General features: G+C 69.5%; 14 protein-coding genes and 1 pseudogene. 10 read left to right on the top strand and 5 right to left on the bottom strand.

From position 1 onward, the window contains the following. Positions 1-49 precede the first annotated feature (49 nt). From ACGFSB_RS15910 to ACGFSB_RS15890, 5 genes are all read left to right on the top strand, one after another. Positions 50-1,423 (top strand): ABC transporter substrate-binding protein, encoded by a 1,374-nt coding sequence (locus tag ACGFSB_RS15910; RefSeq protein ID WP_393398911.1) that lies wholly within the window; start codon positions 50-52, stop codon positions 1,421-1,423. Beyond that, a complete protein-coding gene (locus ACGFSB_RS15905; protein WP_393398909.1) occupies positions 1,420-2,370 on the top strand; it encodes a carbohydrate ABC transporter permease in 951 nt (316 codons plus the stop codon). The genes ACGFSB_RS15910 and ACGFSB_RS15905 overlap by 4 nt, the downstream gene beginning before the upstream one ends. Continuing rightward, entirely contained in the window at positions 2,367-3,236 is an 870-nt protein-coding gene (locus ACGFSB_RS15900; protein WP_393398907.1) for a carbohydrate ABC transporter permease, read from the top strand. The genes ACGFSB_RS15905 and ACGFSB_RS15900 overlap by 4 nt, the downstream gene beginning before the upstream one ends. Beyond that, positions 3,233-4,222, top strand: a complete 990-nt coding sequence (locus tag ACGFSB_RS15895) for a zinc-dependent alcohol dehydrogenase family protein (RefSeq protein ID WP_393398905.1) — start codon at positions 3,233-3,235, stop codon at positions 4,220-4,222. Before ACGFSB_RS15900 ends, ACGFSB_RS15895 begins: the two co-directional genes overlap by 4 nt. An 87-nt stretch (positions 4,223-4,309) precedes the next feature. Continuing rightward, on the top strand, positions 4,310-5,530 hold the full coding sequence (locus ACGFSB_RS15890; protein ID WP_393399058.1) for a TerD family protein: 1,221 nt from the start codon (positions 4,310-4,312) through the stop codon (positions 5,528-5,530). 145 nt (positions 5,531-5,675) lie between these two features. Here the strand turns inward: ACGFSB_RS15890 and ACGFSB_RS15885 are convergent, their stop codons facing one another. The 4 genes from ACGFSB_RS15885 to ACGFSB_RS15870 form a co-directional block, all read right to left on the bottom strand. Beyond that, positions 5,676-5,903, bottom strand: a complete 228-nt coding sequence (locus ACGFSB_RS15885; protein ID WP_393398903.1) for a CarD family transcriptional regulator — start codon at positions 5,901-5,903, stop codon at positions 5,676-5,678. Between the two features lie 222 nt (positions 5,904-6,125). Beyond that, positions 6,126-7,148 (bottom strand): 1-aminocyclopropane-1-carboxylate deaminase, encoded by a 1,023-nt coding sequence (locus tag ACGFSB_RS15880; RefSeq protein WP_393398901.1) that lies wholly within the window; start codon positions 7,146-7,148, stop codon positions 6,126-6,128. Between the two features lie 44 nt (positions 7,149-7,192). Further along, complete coding sequence (locus ACGFSB_RS15875; protein WP_393398899.1) at positions 7,193-7,849, bottom strand: GntR family transcriptional regulator; 657 nt, start codon at positions 7,847-7,849, stop codon at positions 7,193-7,195. Positions 7,850-7,988: 139 nt separating this feature from the next. Then, positions 7,989-9,446, bottom strand: a complete 1,458-nt coding sequence (locus tag ACGFSB_RS15870; RefSeq protein WP_393398897.1) for an alkaline phosphatase PhoX — start codon at positions 9,444-9,446, stop codon at positions 7,989-7,991. A 104-nt stretch (positions 9,447-9,550) separates the two neighbouring features. On the opposite strand from ACGFSB_RS15870, the pseudogene ACGFSB_RS15865 reads away from it, so the two are divergent. The 4 genes and pseudogenes from ACGFSB_RS15865 to ACGFSB_RS15850 all read left to right on the top strand — a co-directional run bounded on the left by ACGFSB_RS15865 (position 9,551) and on the right by ACGFSB_RS15850 (position 12,043). Beyond that, a pseudogene (locus tag ACGFSB_RS15865) lies at positions 9,551-9,920 on the top strand (SDR family oxidoreductase). A gap of 199 nt (positions 9,921-10,119) precedes the next feature. Then, a complete protein-coding gene (locus ACGFSB_RS15860; RefSeq protein WP_393398895.1) occupies positions 10,120-10,347 on the top strand; it encodes a hypothetical protein in 228 nt (75 codons plus the stop codon). A 64-nt stretch (positions 10,348-10,411) separates the two neighbouring features. Then, the gene (locus ACGFSB_RS15855; RefSeq protein WP_393398893.1) at positions 10,412-11,569 is read left to right on the top strand and encodes a hypothetical protein; all 1,158 of its coding nucleotides are present in this window, start codon (positions 10,412-10,414) and stop codon (positions 11,567-11,569) included. Between the two features lie 27 nt (positions 11,570-11,596). Further along, entirely contained in the window at positions 11,597-12,043 is a 447-nt protein-coding gene (locus ACGFSB_RS15850; RefSeq protein WP_393398891.1) for a hypothetical protein, read from the top strand. A 70-nt stretch (positions 12,044-12,113) separates the two neighbouring features. Here the strand turns inward: ACGFSB_RS15850 and ACGFSB_RS15845 are convergent, their stop codons facing one another. Beyond that, positions 12,114-13,583, bottom strand: a complete 1,470-nt coding sequence (locus ACGFSB_RS15845) for a hypothetical protein (RefSeq protein WP_393398889.1) — start codon at positions 13,581-13,583, stop codon at positions 12,114-12,116. Between the two features lie 268 nt (positions 13,584-13,851). Between ACGFSB_RS15845 and ACGFSB_RS15840 the strand changes: the two genes are divergently transcribed. Further along, positions 13,852-15,720, top strand: coding sequence for an endonuclease/exonuclease/phosphatase family protein (locus tag ACGFSB_RS15840; protein WP_393398887.1), 1,869 nt, complete (start codon positions 13,852-13,854; stop codon positions 15,718-15,720). The last annotated feature ends 3 nt before the right edge of the window (positions 15,721-15,723 follow it).

Here is a 15,723-nt window from a genome sequence, read left to right as displayed (position 1 = left end):
ACCAACCCCCACCACCCCTCCCACTCACCCCATACGTCCAGGAGCATTCATGCGAACCCAGAGCCGACGGAGGTCGCGCGCCCTCGCCGCGGCCGCCGCAGGGACGCTGCTTGCCCCGCTGCTCTCCGGCTGCTGGGCCGGGGCGGGCGGGACCGGTTCCGGCGGCGACTCCATCAACGTACTGATGGTGAACAACCCGCAGATGGTCGAACTGCAGAAGCTCACCGCGGCCCACTTCACAAAGAAGACGGGCATCAAGGTGAGCTTCACGGTCCTGCCCGAGAACGACGTCCGCGACAAGATCAGCCAGGACTTCGCCAACCAGGCGGGCCAGTACGACGTCGCCACGCTCAGCAACTACGAGATCCCGATCTACGCCAAGAACGGCTGGCTGCACGAGGTCGGTTCGTACACGCGCAAGGACAAGGCGTACGACGAGAAGGACGTCCTGCCGCCCATGCGCCAGTCCCTCACCGGCGACGACGGCAAGCTCTACGGACAGCCCTTCTACGGAGAGTCGTCCTTCTTGATGTACCGGAAGGACGTCTTCAAGAAGGCCGGTCTCACCATGCCGAAGCACCCCACTTGGCAGCAGGTGGCCAAGCTCGCCGGTGACGTCGAAGGCGCCGGTGCCGAGTCCGGGATGAAGGGCATCTGTCTGCGCGGGCTTCCCGGCTGGGGTGAGTTGATCGCGCCCCTGACGAGCGTGGTGAACACCTTCGGAGGAACGTGGTTCGACAAGGGGTGGAAGGCCCGCCTCGACTCGCCCGAGTTCGAGAAGGCAACTCGCTTCTACGTAGACCTCGTTCGCAAGCACGGCGAGTCCGGCGCCGCCCAGTCCGGGTATGCCGAGTGCCTGAACAACCTCACGCAGGGCAAGACCGCCATGTGGTACGACGCCACGGCCGCCGCCGGTTCGCTCGAATCCGCCAAGTCTCCCGTCAAGGGCAAGATCGGCTACGTACCCGCGCCCGTCGAGAAGACGAAGAGCTCCGGGTGGCTCTACACCTGGGCCTGGGGCCTGCAAAAGGCCTCGCGCAACCCGGACAAGGCCTGGAAGTTCGTCTCCTGGGCATCGAGCAAGGAGTACGAGCGGCTGGTCGGCGAGAAGATCGGCTGGTCCAACGTGCCCGCGGGCAAGCGCGCTTCGACGTACACCAACCCCGCGTACCGCAAGGAAGCCGCCGCTTTCCAGGACGTCACCCGCGCCGCCATCGAAGGGGCGCGGCCGACCGACCCGGGCGTGCAGCCCCGGCCCGCGCCCGGCATCCAGTTCGTCGGCATCCCCGAGTTCACCGACCTCGGCACGAAGGTCTCCCAGGAGATCAGCGCGGCCATCGCCGGGCGTCAGTCCGTCGAATCGGCCCTCAAGAAGTCACAGAAGCTCGCCGAGAAGATCGCCGAGGAGTACGAGGGACGATGACCGCCACCGCGAGTACCACCACCGCGCCCGCGCCCGCGCGCGGGCCCACTGCCAAGACACCGGGAAGGCTGCGCGCCTGGGCCACCAGGGCCCCGCTGCTGCCCGCCCTGATCTTCATGGTCGTCGTGACCCAGCTGCCGTTCGTGGCCACGCTGGTGATCTCCTTCTTCGACTGGAACGCCCTCTATCCCGACGCCCGCAGCTTCACCGGCTTCGGCAACTACTCGGAGGTCCTCACCGATCCGGACCTGCGCAAGTCGGTCCTGACGACCATCGTGCTCACGGCCACCGTCGTGATCGCGAGCCTCGTCATCGGGCTCGCTCTCGCGCTGCTCCTCGACCGGAAGTTCCGCGGGCGGGGATTCGTCCGTACGTTGCTCATCGCGCCGTTCCTGCTGGTTCCGGTGGCCGCGGCGCTGCTGTGGAAGCACGTGCTCTACAACCCCGAGTACGGCCTCTTCAACGGCCTCCTGCACTGGGTGGGCGGTGACGGTGCGACCCAGCCCGACTGGGTGTCCAACACCCCGCTGATCGCCGTCGAGGCCTCCCTGATCTGGCAGTGGACGCCCTTCATGATGCTGATCCTGCTCGCCGGGCTACAGAGCCGCGACAGTGAGCTCATCGAAGCGGCCCGCATGGACGGAGCGGGCAACTGGCAGGTGTTCCGCTATCTGACGCTGCCGCATCTGCGCCGCTATCTGGAGCTGGGGGCGCTGCTCGGCTCGATCTACATCGTGCAGAACTTCGACGCCGTCTTCACGATCACCTCGGGCGGCCTGGGCACGGCCAACCTCCCGTACACCGTCTACCAGAGCTTCTACCAGGCCCACGAGAACGGTCTGGCGTCCGCCGCCGGTGTCCTCGTCGTCATCGGTTCCATCATCATCGCGACCTTCGCGCTGCGGGTCGTCTCGTCCCTGTTCCGTGAGGAGGCGTCCCGCGCATGAGCACTGCCGTGACGCGTGTACGTACACAGACCGGGAGCCGCTTCCATATCCGGGGGTCGGCCGGACTCGGCCTGGCCGCCTGGCTGGCCGGAATCCTGTTCTTCCTGCCCATCGCCTGGATGACGCTGACCTCCTTCCACTCGGAGGAGGACGCCGCCACCAACCCGCCCTCGCTCGCCGCCTCGCTCACCCTGGACGGCTACCGCGACTTCTTCGGCACGGGAGGCGGCGCGAGCCCCTGGCCCTCGCTGATCAACTCGATGGTGGCGTCGACCGCTTCGACCCTCCTTGTCCTTCTCCTCGCGCTGCCCGCCGCGTACGCGCTCTCCATCAGGCCGGTGAAGAAGTGGACGGACGTCCTGTTCTTCTTCCTGTCGACGAAGATGCTGCCGGTCGTGGCGGGCCTGCTCCCGATCTACCTCTTCGCCAAGAACACCGAGATGCTCGACAACATCTGGCTGCTCGTCATCCTCTACACCTCGATGAACCTGCCGATCGCGGTGTGGATGATGCAGTCCTTCCTCGCCGAAGTACCGGTCGCCATCATCGAGGCCGCGCAGATCGACGGGGCGCGCCTGCCGACCATCCTCACGCGCGTGGTGGCCCCCATCGCCCTGCCGGGGATCGCGGCGACGGCCCTGATCTGCTTCATCTTCAGCTGGAACGAACTTCTCTTCGCACGGGTGCTCACGGGCGTCGTCGCCCAGACCGCGCCCGTGTTCCTGACCGGCTTCATCACCAGCCAGGGCCTGTTCCTGGCGAAGGTGTGCGCCGCGTCGCTCGTGATCTCCCTGCCGGTGCTCGCCGCGGGGTTCGCCGCCCAGGACAAGCTGGTCCAGGGCCTGTCGTTGGGAGCCGTCAAGTGAAGGCCGCCATCATCGAGTCCGTCGGCAAGGCTGTCGTCGGCGAGGTGCCCGACCCCACTCCGGGGCCGCGCGAGGTCGTCGTCGAGGTCGCCGCGTGCGGTCTGTGCGGGACCGATCTGCACATTTTGCAGGGCGAGTTCGCGCCCACGCTGCCGGTCGTGCCGGGGCACGAGTTCGCCGGGGAGGTGGTGGGTCTCGGCCGCGAGGTCACGGAGCTCTCGGTCGGCGACCAGGTCGCCGTCGACCCTTCCCTCTACTGCTACGAGTGCCGCTACTGCCGCACCGGCCACAACAACCTCTGCGAGCGCTGGGCCGCGATCGGTGTCACCACGGCGGGCGGCGCCGCCCAGTACGCGGTAGCGCCCGTCGCCAACTGCGTGCGGCTCCCCGAGAACGTACGCACCCAGGACGCGGCCCTCATCGAGCCGCTGTCCTGCGCGGTGCGCGGCTACGACGTGCTCCGCGCCCGTCTCGGCGCGCACGTCCTGATCTACGGGTCCGGGACGATGGGCCTGATGATGCTGGAGCTCGCCAAGCGGACGGGTGCGGCGAGTGTCGACGTCGTGGACCTCAACGCGGACCGCCTCGCCACTGCACGGCAGTTGGGCGTCTCGGGGTCGGCAGCGGGCGCGGACGAGCTCGATCGGCCCCAGGGGTGGGACATCGTGGTCGACGCCACGGGGAACGCGGGGGCGATCCAGGACGGGCTCGGTCGGGTCGCCAAGGCGGGTACGTTCCTTCAGTTCGGGGTGGCTGATTACGCGACGCGGGTCAGCATCGATCCGTACCGGATCTACAACCAGGAGATCACCATCACCGGGTCGATGGCGGTGCTTCACAGCTATGAGCGGGCGGCGGAGTTGTTCGCCGGGGGTGTGCTGGATCCCGATGTGTTCATCAGCGATCGGATGCCGTTGGGGTCGTACCCCGACGCCCTGGAGCGGTTCGCCTCCGGGCTCGGCCGGAAGATCGTGGTCGTGCCGTAGGGGCGGGCCCGGCGGGGTTGGGGAGAAAAGTTCCGTAGGTAAGGGAACGGCAAAGCCGGGACGTTCGTTACCCCGGACATGACCGCAATGACACCCGGCTCGAACATCCCCCTCACCGCCACCCGCGTAGCGGTGGACGTCGCCGCACCGGTGCGGCTCGACGTATCGGGCCTGCTGCTCACCGCCGACGGCAAGGTCCGCTCCGACGACGACTTCATCTTCTTCAACCAGCCCTCGGGCCCCGGCGTGACCTACCAGTCGGGCGGCGGCACGACGCCCGACAAGATCACGGTGGACACCAGCGCCGTGCCTGCGGGCATCGAGAAGATCGTCGTCACGGCGAGCCCCGACGCGGCGGGCCAGACCTTCCAGGGCGTCGAGCCCACCGCCACCATCCGCAACGCGGACGACGCTTCCGTGCTCGCCACGTTCACGCCCCCGCAGCTCGGCGGCGAAACCGCCCTGGTGATCGTCGAGGTCTATCTGCGGAACGGCGCGTGGAAGGCGCGCGCCGTCGGACAGGGGTACTCGAACGGCCTGGCGGGCATCGCGACGGACTTCGGGGTATCGGTGGAGGAGCCCGCCCCGGCCGCCGCCGCTCCCGCCCCGATGGCGCCGCCGGTCGGCGCCCCCGTCCAGGGCCCGCCCCCGCCGGTCGCGGACCCCCGCCTCGCCGCCCCGGCAGCACCGGCCGCTCCCCCGGCGCCCGCCGCCCCCGCACCCGGTGCCGGGAAGATCAACCTGGACAAGGGGCGGGTCAATCTCCAGAAGAACCAGACGGTGTCCCTGGTCAAGGGCGGCAAGCCGCTGCTCTCGCAGGTCAAGATGGGCCTCGGCTGGGAGCCGGCGTACGGCGGCAAGGACATCGACCTGGACGCCTCGGTCATCGCCTACGGCCCGCAGCGCAATCACGTGGACAGCTGCTACTTCGGCAAGCTGTCGATCGTGAACGGCGCGATCAAGCACTCCGGAGACAACCTCACGGGCGAGGGCGGCGGTGACGACGAGGTGATCGTCGTGGACCTGGGCCGTCTTCCGCAGGAGGTGACGGGGCTCGTCTTCACGGTGAACTCGTTCTCGGGCCAGAAGTTCACGCAGGTCGCCAAGGCGTACTGCCGTCTCCTCGACGCGGCGACGGGCGAGGAGCTGGTCCGCTTCGACCTCACGAACGCGGAGGCGCAGACGGGCGTGATGATGGCGAAGATGATCAAGCAGTTCACCGGCGAGTGGGAGATGACCGCCATCGGTGACTTCGTGAAGTCACGCACCGTGCGCGGAATGGTGAAGCCCGCGGCGCAGGCGCTGTAGCCGCGGCACAGGCACCCTCCGGACAGGCACAGACACCCTCCGGAGGGGCTCAGGGACGCGCAGGGGCGGTCGGCGGGAAGGGATGAACCTTCCCGCCGACCGCCCCTTGTCGTGCGTGCAGACGCGCCCTGAGGCGTGCGTCAGGTCAGAGCTTGGCCAGCTTCGTGTAAGGGCTCAGGAACCTTCCCTGGCGGCCTGCGAAGTCGATGACCACCGCATCCTCGCCTTCGACTCCGACGATCCGTCCGAGTCCGTACTGGTCGTGGGAGACCCGGTCGCCCACGGCGAACTGCTCGATGGGCGGTGCGGGCGGCGGCGGAACGTTAAAAGGGCTGTTCGGCAGGTGGCGTCGGGTACCGGGGGGCCTCGTCATGTTCTGAGTATGCGCCCTCGGGACCCCGACGCACCATGCTCCGAGCTCACACGGTCCTCACATCGGCATCAAACCGACACACAACCGCCAGTTCCCCATAGCGTTCTGTAGTCGTTCCGTGGCACCGCGCGCACATCTGTGCCCCATCGGTCTCCGTCACCTCACGGCCACCTCGCTCGGCCCCCGCTCGCCCCCGGTCGGCCCTCGCTCGACCCGCGCCGATCAGAACAAGGCGCTGTACGCGTTCAGCGCGGGCTGCCCGCCGAGGTGGGCGTAGAGGACGGTCGCGTCGCGCGCGATCTCCCCGCTGTCCACCAAGTCGATCATCCCGGCCATCGACTTCCCCTCGTAGACCGGGTCGGTCACCATGCCCTCCGTGCGGGCCGCGAGCCGCATCGCGTCGAGGGTCGCCTCGTCGGGGATCCCGTAGGTGCCCGCGTGATAGCGCGCGTCGAGCTCGATCTCGGAGTCCTTCACTTCTCCCTGTAGGCCGATGAGTTCCGCCGTACCGCGGGTGATCCTGGTGATCTGCTCGCGGGTGCGGTCGGGGTCGGCGGAGGCGTCGATGCCGAGGACCCGGCGGGGGCGGCCGCCGTCCTCCGCGAGTGCGGCGAACCCGGCGACCATCCCCGCCTGCGTGGACCCGGTCACCGAGCACACGACGACGGTGTCGAAGAAGACACCGAGATCCCGCTCCTGCTCCTCCACCTCGTACGCCCAGCGCGCGAAGCCGAGGCCCCCGAGGCGGTGCTCGGAACAGCCCGCCGGGATCGCGTACGGCTTGCCGCCCGCCTCCTCGACCTCACGCACCGCCCGCTCCCAGCTCTCCCTGATGCCGATGTCGAATCCGGCACGTACGAGGCGCACGTCGGCGCCCGCGAGCCTGCTGATGAGGATGTTGCCGACCTTGTCGTACACGGAGTCGGGCCACTCGACCCAGCCCTCCTGGACGAGCACGCACTTGAGCCCGGCGCGGGCGGCGACGGCCGCGACCTGGCGGGTGTGGTTGGACTGGACGCCGCCGATCGAGACGAGGGTGTCGCAGCCCTGCGCGAGCGCGTCGGCGACCAGGTACTCCAGCTTGCGGGTCTTGTTTCCGCCGTACGCGATGCCGGAGTTGCAGTCCTCCCGCTTGGCCCAGAGCGCGGCGCCGCCGAGGTGGTGACTGAGGCGCTCCATGGGGTGGACGGGTGAAGGGCCGAACAGGAGGGGATAGCGGGCGTAGGAGTCGAGAAGTGCGGTCACGGGGGCCTCCGGGTTCAGGGAGTGCGGGAGTCAGGGGGTGCGGGTCAGGGGGCCGGGTGGTCGTCGGCGAGCTCTTCCAGGACGCGCCAGATCTCCGTGGTGACGGCCACCGCCGCCTCCGGGTCGCCGTCCGCGCACGCGCCGATCAGCCGCTCGTGCAGTTCGGCGGAGCCGCAGGACACGCCCTCGCCGAAGCGCTGCCGCTCCAGGCGGCGGATCAGGGGGGTGTAGCGGGCGATGGTGGCGGCGGCCGCTCTGTTGCCACCTGCCGCCAGGAGGACGCCGTGCAGGTCGTCGTCGGCGCGCAGGGCGCCATCGACGTCCCCGGAGGCGACGGACGCCGTGAACCGGCGGTTGGCCTCGCGCATCGCGTAGAGGTGCGCGGGCTCCAGGCGGGGCACGGCACTGCGGGCGGCGAGTTCGTGCATGGCGCGGACCACGGCCGCCGCGTCCCTGACGTCGGCCGCGACCAGGGGCGTCACACGGGTGTGGCTCTGCGGTTTGGACTCCAGGAGCCCCTCGTCGACGAGCCGCGAGAAGGCCTCCCTGACGGGTGCGCGCGACAGGCCGAGCGACGCGGCGAGGTCGGCATCCCGCACGACGCTGCCCGGCGGGATGTCACCGCCGACGATCGCGTCACGGATCGCGGCGTGCGCCTGGTCCCTGAGGAGGGTGCGGCGGACCGGTTGCATGGCTCCCATGCACTGAAATGTTAGATACCAATTCCAGGCAGGGGCAAGGGGCTTGAAGGAACGGGCGGATGACAGAGACGACAGAGAGGCGCGCGACGGGATCCCACCCGCCGCGCGCCGACCTCACCCTTCTCTAAGCGGTACGCCGTCAGTGGCGCCCGCGGCGCCACGGCCCTGTGATCGCCAGCATGATGCCGGGCGTCTGGATGTTGGCGTAGAGGGTCTTGCCGTCGGGCGAGAACGTGACGCCGGTGAACTCGCTGTAGGAGGGCTCCTCCGGTGTACCGGCGTTGAGTTCATTGCGTGCGATCGGGTACGTACGGCCGCGCTCGGTCGCCCCGATGAGGTGCTGGACGCCTTCGCCGTCCTCGGCGATGACGAGGCCGCCGTACGGGGAGACGGTGATGTTGTCGGGGCCGTCGAAGGCGCCGTCCTTGGAGGGGTCCGGGTTGACCCCGAAGAGGACCTTCAGGGTGAGGGTGCGGCGCGACGGGTGGTAGAACCACACCTGCCCGTCGTGCTGGACCGGGCTCTCGTCGCGGGCGAACGAGGCGACGATGTAGACGCCGCCGTCACCCCACCACATGCCTTCGAGCTTGCGGGCACGGGTGATCTCACCGGCGTCGAACTGCTTGCGCACCGGGACCGTACGGGCGTCGCGGTCCGGCACCTCCACCCAGTCCACGCCGTACACGGTGCCGGTCTTCGTGGCGCGGGACAGGTCGTCGACGAACCGGCCGCCGGAGTCGTAGCACTTGGGGGCCTTCAGAACGCCCGCGTCGTCGGCGAGACCGCGCAGCTTGCCGCGGCCGTGCTCGAAGCCGTGCGGCGGCGTCCAGCGGTAGAGCAGGCCGTTGGGCCCGGAGGCGTCCTCAGTGAGGTAGAGGTGGCCGCGCTTGGGGTCGACGACCACGGCCTCGTGGGCGTAGCGGCCGAGCGCCTTGACCGGCTTGGGGGCGCGGTTGGCACGCTTGTCTGTCGGGTCGACCTCGAAGACGTAGCCGTGGTCCTTGGTCATGCCGTTCTGACCGGCCCGGTCCTCGGTCTCCTCGCAGGTCAGCCAGGTGCCCCAAGGAGTGCTTCCGCCCGCGCAGTTGGTGGCGGTGCCCGCGATGCCGACCCACTCGGCGACGTGCCCGTCACGGCGGACCTCGACGACCGTGCAGCCGCCGGACGCTGCCGGGTCGTAGACGAGGCCCTCGGTCAGCGGGACCGGGTGCGGCCACTTGGAGCGGGGGCCGCCGAGCTCGTGGTTGTTGACCAGCAGGGTCGCGCCGCGCGGGCCATCGAAGGTCGCCGTGCCGTCGTGGTTGGAGGGCGTGAACTCGCCGCTCTCCAGCTTCGTCTTTCCGCTGTGGGTCAGGACGCGGTACGAGAATCCGGCGGGCAGCGCGAGCAGGCCCTTCGGGTCGGGGACGAGGGGGCCGTAGCCGGGGGCGCCGCCGAGCGCGTCGGCCCCGTCCTCGCCGTCTTCGCCGTCCACCACCGTCTCCTCGGCGGCGAGCGCGCCGGGCGCGGTGGCGAGCGCACCGACGCTGCCTGCGAGCGCGACCCCCGCGCCGGTGATCGCGGAGCGTCTGGCGAAGTCCCTGCGGGTGAGCGACATGATGTCTCCTGGGGCGGGTTCCGGCCGGGCTGCTGTCGGCGTCACGTTCCCGCTCACGTATAAACGGCGGTTGAACGCTGTCCGACGTGGAGGGGCTTCCTTCCATGAACCTGCCAGCCACCGGCCGCCGTGTCCTGATCAGCGGAGCCTCCCGGGGCCTCGGGAGAGCCCTCGCGCAGGCTTTCGCCGAAAACGGCGACCGCGTCGCGGTGCACTTCGGCTCGCGCGAGGAGGAGGCGCGCGCGACGCTCGCCTCGCTCAAGGGCGAGAGCGAGGACCATAAGAGCTTGGGGGAGGGTGGCGCACCGGCTGAGCGGGGACGAGGGGGCGGCGATCCGCGCGCAGAGTCCGTTCGGGCGGGCGGGCACGGCGGACGAGATCGCGGCGGCCGTGCTGTGGCTGGCGTCCCCGGCCGCGGAGTGGGCTTCGGGCACGGTGCTCGACCTCAATGGGGCTTCACATCTGCGTACGTGAAACATGAACCGACGCATCCGCGTATGTGAACCCATGCGTCCGCGTACGTGAGCCATTGGTTGGAAGAGTCTTCGTAAACAAGGTCAACAGGGGCGGATCACCCGTAAAGCCAAGATTTCGTGCGTAACGCCTTGACCGGCCATCCACACGGCAATAGACATCCCCCTACCTGCATCACCCGTTGGGGGAGGCGAGCCGCGTGGACGCACAGCAGGCTCGCAGCCTCCATGAGGACCGGCTGATGAAGCTGGCCAATGTCACGGGTGTCGGCATCGGGAAGGACGAACACTCGGGCGCGGACGTCATCGTCGTCTTCGTGACCCGCACAGTGCCCCGTGACCGGCTCCGGGACGAGGACGTGATTCCGGACCTGCTCGAAGGCGTCCCCGTGCGCGTGCTCGCCATCGGTGAGACCGCGGCGCAGTAGACGAACGGACGGACACGGCCCGGAACTCCACCCTTCAACCAAAGGGAAGAGGTGGTCTGGCGTGGTGAGCCAGCCCGAATTGATGCGAGGACCCACCGGCGGTCAGCTCAGCGACAGCTCCCGTCAGCAAGCGGCCGCGGAATTCCTGCGGCCCCAGTCTCCGCCCGCCAACATCGTCGGCTACGGCCATGGCGTGAAGTGGACCGACGGACAGCCCACCGGTGAACCCGCCGTCATCGTGTTCGTGACGCAGAAGGTTCCGGAGTCCATGCTCCCCGAGCGGGACGTCGTACCGTCGCAGATGGACGACGGCACGCCCACCGACGTCGTCGCCGTCGGCCACGTCGCCGCACAGCGGCAGCAGCGCAAGGCCGCTCGCTCCGACGACCGCTCGTCGTTTACGTACGACCCGGACGGCAGCATCAGTGAGCAGCTCGCCGGGTTGTCGCAGCCCATGCTCGAAGAGCTCGCCGGACTCGGTGCGTTCGAGCCGCAGCTCCTCAAGCGCCGGATGCGTCCGTGCCCCGCCGGCTTCTCGGTCGGGAACGTCCGCGTGACGGCGGGCACGCTCGGCAGCGTGGTCTACGACTTCCTGCCCGGCGCTTCGGTCGACCCGCCGGGCCCCGGCCTCGGAGTACCGGCGAAGTTCTACATCCTCTCCAACAACCACGTACTCGCCGACTCCAACCGCGCGCAGCTCGGCAGCGCGATCGTGCAGCCCGGTGTCTTCGACGGCGGCCAGGACCCGGCCGACCGCATCGCGACGCTGGAGCGTTTCATCACGATCCAGTTCGCCCCGCAGATTCCGCTGGAGCGGCACAACAACGTCGTCGACGCGGCGCTCGGCACCGTCGAGTTCCAGGACGCGACCCGCGAGACGTACTTCAGCGGTGCGCCGCGCGCCTGGCGCCGCAAGGCGAACGTCGCGGTCGGCGACCTGGTGAAGAAGACCGGCCGTACGACCAACATCTCCTTCGGCCGGATCATGGCCGTCGACGCGACCATCGACGTCAACTACGGCACGGCGGGCACGGCCCGCTTCAAGGACCAGATCCTGACGACCAACATCTCGGCGGGCGGGGACTCGGGGTCCTTGGTGACCTCGCTCGACAACGTCGCGCTCGGGCTGCTGTTCGCCGGTTCCTCAACCGTGACCATCCTCAACCACCTGGAGAACGTCCGCGCGCTGCTGCGGGTGGAGGTCTCCGAGCAGCTGGCCTGACCGAACCCGGCACCGAGAGGAGGCTCCATGACCACACAGGCACGCAAGCAGAAGGGCCAGGCGCGCGGAGAGCACCGCTTCCACAATCCGCAGGGCGCCGAGGTCAAGACGCGCGACGAGGCGTTCGCCGCGCCCCAGGAGGTGTCCGCCGAGGCGCTCTCCACCGACTGCAAGCTGGAGCTGCACAACGGCGCGATCACCTTCGCCATCACGGTGAAGTACAACCCCAACACCTACCCGCACGTGGTGACCGGCGGCCAGATCACGTCCGGCATCTGCGGCGCACCCTGGGACATCACCGGCGGCCTGGTGGGCGACACCATCCGTCTTGACGCCAAACGCACGGGCCAGGGCTCCTGCGCCAACACCATCACCATCGTCGGCGAATTCCAGAACCCTCCGGCCTACCGGGGGACGTACGGCTTCGACGGCGCGACGTCATCCTTCAAGCACACGACGAAGTACCAGTGCTGAGGCCTCCGGCCGGGTGAGCGGAGTTCCGGGCGGGCTCAGGGCCGTACGCCTGAGCCCGCCCGGAAACCGTTCACATCCCTTGCTGCGACCGCGCCTTGAAGGCCGCCTTCCGTGCTTCCTTGGCCACCTTCTTGTCGGGGTGCAGCCGACCCATGGCTTCCAGCACATCGGCGGTGGCCGGGTGTTCGACCCGCCAAGCCGCGGCGAAGAAGCCGCTGTGCTGCTCGGAGAGCCCCTCGACGAGGCCCTGCAGCTCATCGGAGTTGCCCTCGGCGGCGAGCTGCGCGGCGATCGTGTCGATGGTCAGCCAGAAGACGAGCGCCTCGGAGGGCGGGGGCACGTCCGAAGCACCGTGCTCCGCCAGCCACACCCGAGCAAGACCGCCGAGCTCCGCGTCATCGAGGACCTCCCGAAGTGCGGGCTCCGCATCCTTGCCCACCAGGGACAGCGCCTGCTGGCACCGCAGCCTGCGCAGCGGCGCCCCCTCGTCCCCGCCCCGCGCGGCGGACAGCAACTCCCGTGCCGCGTCCAGCTGTTCATGCCGGGCGAGCCACAGCTCGATCTCGGCCTGCGCGGCGGTCTGCGGGAAACCGGCCGTCCCTTCGAGCAGCGCGTCGGCGCCCTTGTCCGCGAGATCGCCGACCGCGGGGGCGTCCACGCCCGCCTCCAGCATCCGCGCCCTGACGCCATAGACGCCGAGCGGGGTGAGGCGGACCATTCCGTACCGGGAGACGTCATCGTCGTCCGCGGGGAGCGGCGCCTCGGCCTCGTCGATGTCCACCATGAGGGCCTCGTCGACCGGCTGGTACTCGACGAGCCCCAGCGGCTCGAAGAGCCGGAACTGGTCGTCGAGCTTCATCATCGCGTCCGACACCTGCTCGAGGACGTCGTCCGTCGGCTCCGCCATGTCGTCGGGCACGATCATCGACGCGGCGAGCGCGGGCAGCGGCACAGGGCCTTCGCCCGCCGCGGCGTCGGTCGCGGTCAGCAGATACAGATTGCCGAGTACGCCGTCCAGGAAGTCCGCCTCCGCCTGCGGGTCCCAGCCGAGCTCCTCGAAGTCGATCTCGCCCTTCTCCTCGAGGACGTCCAGGAGGCCGTCCATGTCGGGCACGGTCGCGTCCCCGTACACGGTGTCCAGGGCACCGAGCCAGACGCCGAGGATGTCCTGCGGGCTGCCGGACGTGAGCGCGGCAAGGTCCTCGCCCGCGGTGACGGTCCCCTGCGCGTCCTCGCCGTCGCCTTCCTCGCTCTCATCGCCGTCCGTGACGTCGACCAGGCCGGTGTCGACGGCCACGCGCCAGGCCTCGCTCGCGTGCGCCGCGGCGTCCGGGTCGTCCGCCGCGAGGCCGAGCTCCGCCGCCGCGGCGGGCAGCTGCTCCTCGATCAGTTCACCGCCCGCGCCGACCCGCGTCTCGGGGCCCGCCCAGCGGGCGAGCCGCACGGCGCGGGAGAGCAGCGGCGTGGCGAGCGCGGCCCGCGCGAGTTCCGCTTCGGAGTGCAGCAGCACCGGCGGCAGGGTGGCGGGACTTACGGACATCGGCTGGTTCTCCTCCGGAGGATGGGGCTTCCCCCGAAGCCTAGACGGATTTGGGCCCATGCCGCCCGGTTCATGTCCCTGTCAGAAGACATACACGGCGAGAACACCCGCCGAACCTTGACAACTCCCCTGGCCACGCAAGAGATTGACGCGCGTAGAGCGCGGGGGCGACGGGCGCTGCACTTGGCGTCCGCCGGTCCGCCGCGCTCGCTCAGTCGGTCCACCTCCCTTGCTTCATACGACCCTCACCCTCATCCGGAGTCTGTCCATGCCGCACATATCCCGTGCCACCCGGCCCGCCGTGAGATCCGCCGCCTTCTCCGCCGTCGTCGCCACCGCCCTCGCGGCCGGTCTGCTCGCCGCGACCTCCTCGTCGTCGTCCGCGTCCGCCGACGAGGTCAGGATCCACGACATCCAGGGCACCACCCGCCTCTCGCCTCTCGCGAATCAGCAGGTCACGGGCGTGACGGGCATCGTGACCGGTGTCCGCTCCTACGGCTCCAAGGGCTTCTGGATCCAGGACCCGAAGGCGGACGCCGACCCCGCGACCAGCGAGGGCGTCTTCGTCTACACCGGCTCGGCGGCCCTGACGGTGAAGGCCGGTGACGCGGTCCGTGTCTCCGGGACCGTCAGCGAGTACGTGCCCGGCGGCGCCGCGTCCGGCAACCAGTCGCTCACCCAGCTCACCAAGCCGACGGTGACCGTCGAGTCGTCCGGCAACGCGCTGCCCGCGCCGGTCACGGTGAACGCCAAGAAGGTGCCTTCCGCGTACGCGCCCGACGGCGACCCCGCGAACAGCGGCAGCATCAACGCGCTGCCGCTGAAGCCCCGCTCGTACGCCCTCGATCTGTACGAGTCCCTTGAGGGCATGAACGTCACCGTCGGCACCTCGCGTGTGGTCGGCGCCACGGATCCGTACTCGGAGCTGTGGATCACCGTGAAGCCGCACGAGAACCCGGCCCGGCGGGGCGGCGCGCTCTACGGCTCGTACTCCGCGCAGAACACCGGGCGGCTGCAGATCCAGCAGCTCGCGCCGCTCGCCGAGCAGCCCTTCCCGAAGGCGAACGTCGGCGATGTGCTGTCCGGCGGTGCCGAAGGGCCCCTGGACTTCAACCAGTTCGGCGGATACACGCTGGTCGGCCGGACGCTCGGGAAGGTCACCGACAAGGGTCTCGTACGGGAGAAGACGCGGCGGCAGGCGAAGAGTGAGCTCGCTGTCGCCACGTACAACGTCGAGAACCTCGACCCGACCGACCCGCAGACGAAGTTCGACGCGCTCGCGGGCGCCGTCGTCTCGAACCTCGCCTCGCCCGACGTCCTCGCCCTGGAGGAGATCCAGGACGACAACGGCGCGAAGAACGACGGGACCGTCTCGGCGGAGGCGACCCTGAAGAAGTTCACGGACGCGATCGTCGCCGCGGGCGGACCTCGGTACGAGTGGCGGTCCATCGACCCGCAGAACAACAAGGACGGCGGGGAGCCGGGCGGGAACATCCGTCAGGTGTTCCTCTTCAACCCCGAGCGGGTCTCCTTCACGGACCGGGGCAAGGGGGACGCGACGACGGCTACGGATGTCGTACGTTCCTCCGGGGGACGCGCGGCCCTGACCCTCTCCCCCGGGCGCATCGACCCCGCGAACACCGCTTGGGCCGACAGCCGTAAGCCGCTGGCCGGTGAGTTCACCTTCCGGGGGCGGACTGTGTTCGTGGTCGCCAATCACTTCGGGTCGAAGGGCGGCGACGAGGGGCTCACGTCACAGCATCAGCCGCCGGTGCGGTCCTCCGAGGCGAAGAGGCTGCGGCAGGCCGAAGCGGTGAACTCCTTCGTGCGGGACGTCCGTAAGGTCGAGAAGGACGCCGATGTGGTGGTCGTCGGCGATGTGAACGACTTCGAGTTCTCGGCGACGGCGCAGGCGCTCGAGGCCGAGGGCGCGTTGAAGTCCGCGGTCAAGTCCCTTCCGCGGTCGGAGCGTTACTCGTACGTCTACCAGGGGAACTCCCAGGTCCTCGACCAGATTCTGACCAGCCCCGGGGTGCGGGCCGGTGGGGGCTTCGCGTTCGACAGCGTGCACATCAACGCGGAGTTCGCCGAGCAGAACAGTGATCATGACCCGCAGGTGCTGAGGTTCCGGCCGTAGGCC

This window comes from Streptomyces sp. NPDC048441 (assembly GCF_043200235.1).
In the GTDB taxonomy this organism is placed as follows: domain Bacteria; phylum Actinomycetota; class Actinomycetes; order Streptomycetales; family Streptomycetaceae; genus Streptomyces.
The sequence above is the reverse complement of the archived record's forward strand: the minus strand, read 5'-3'. Positions and strand labels throughout refer to the sequence as shown.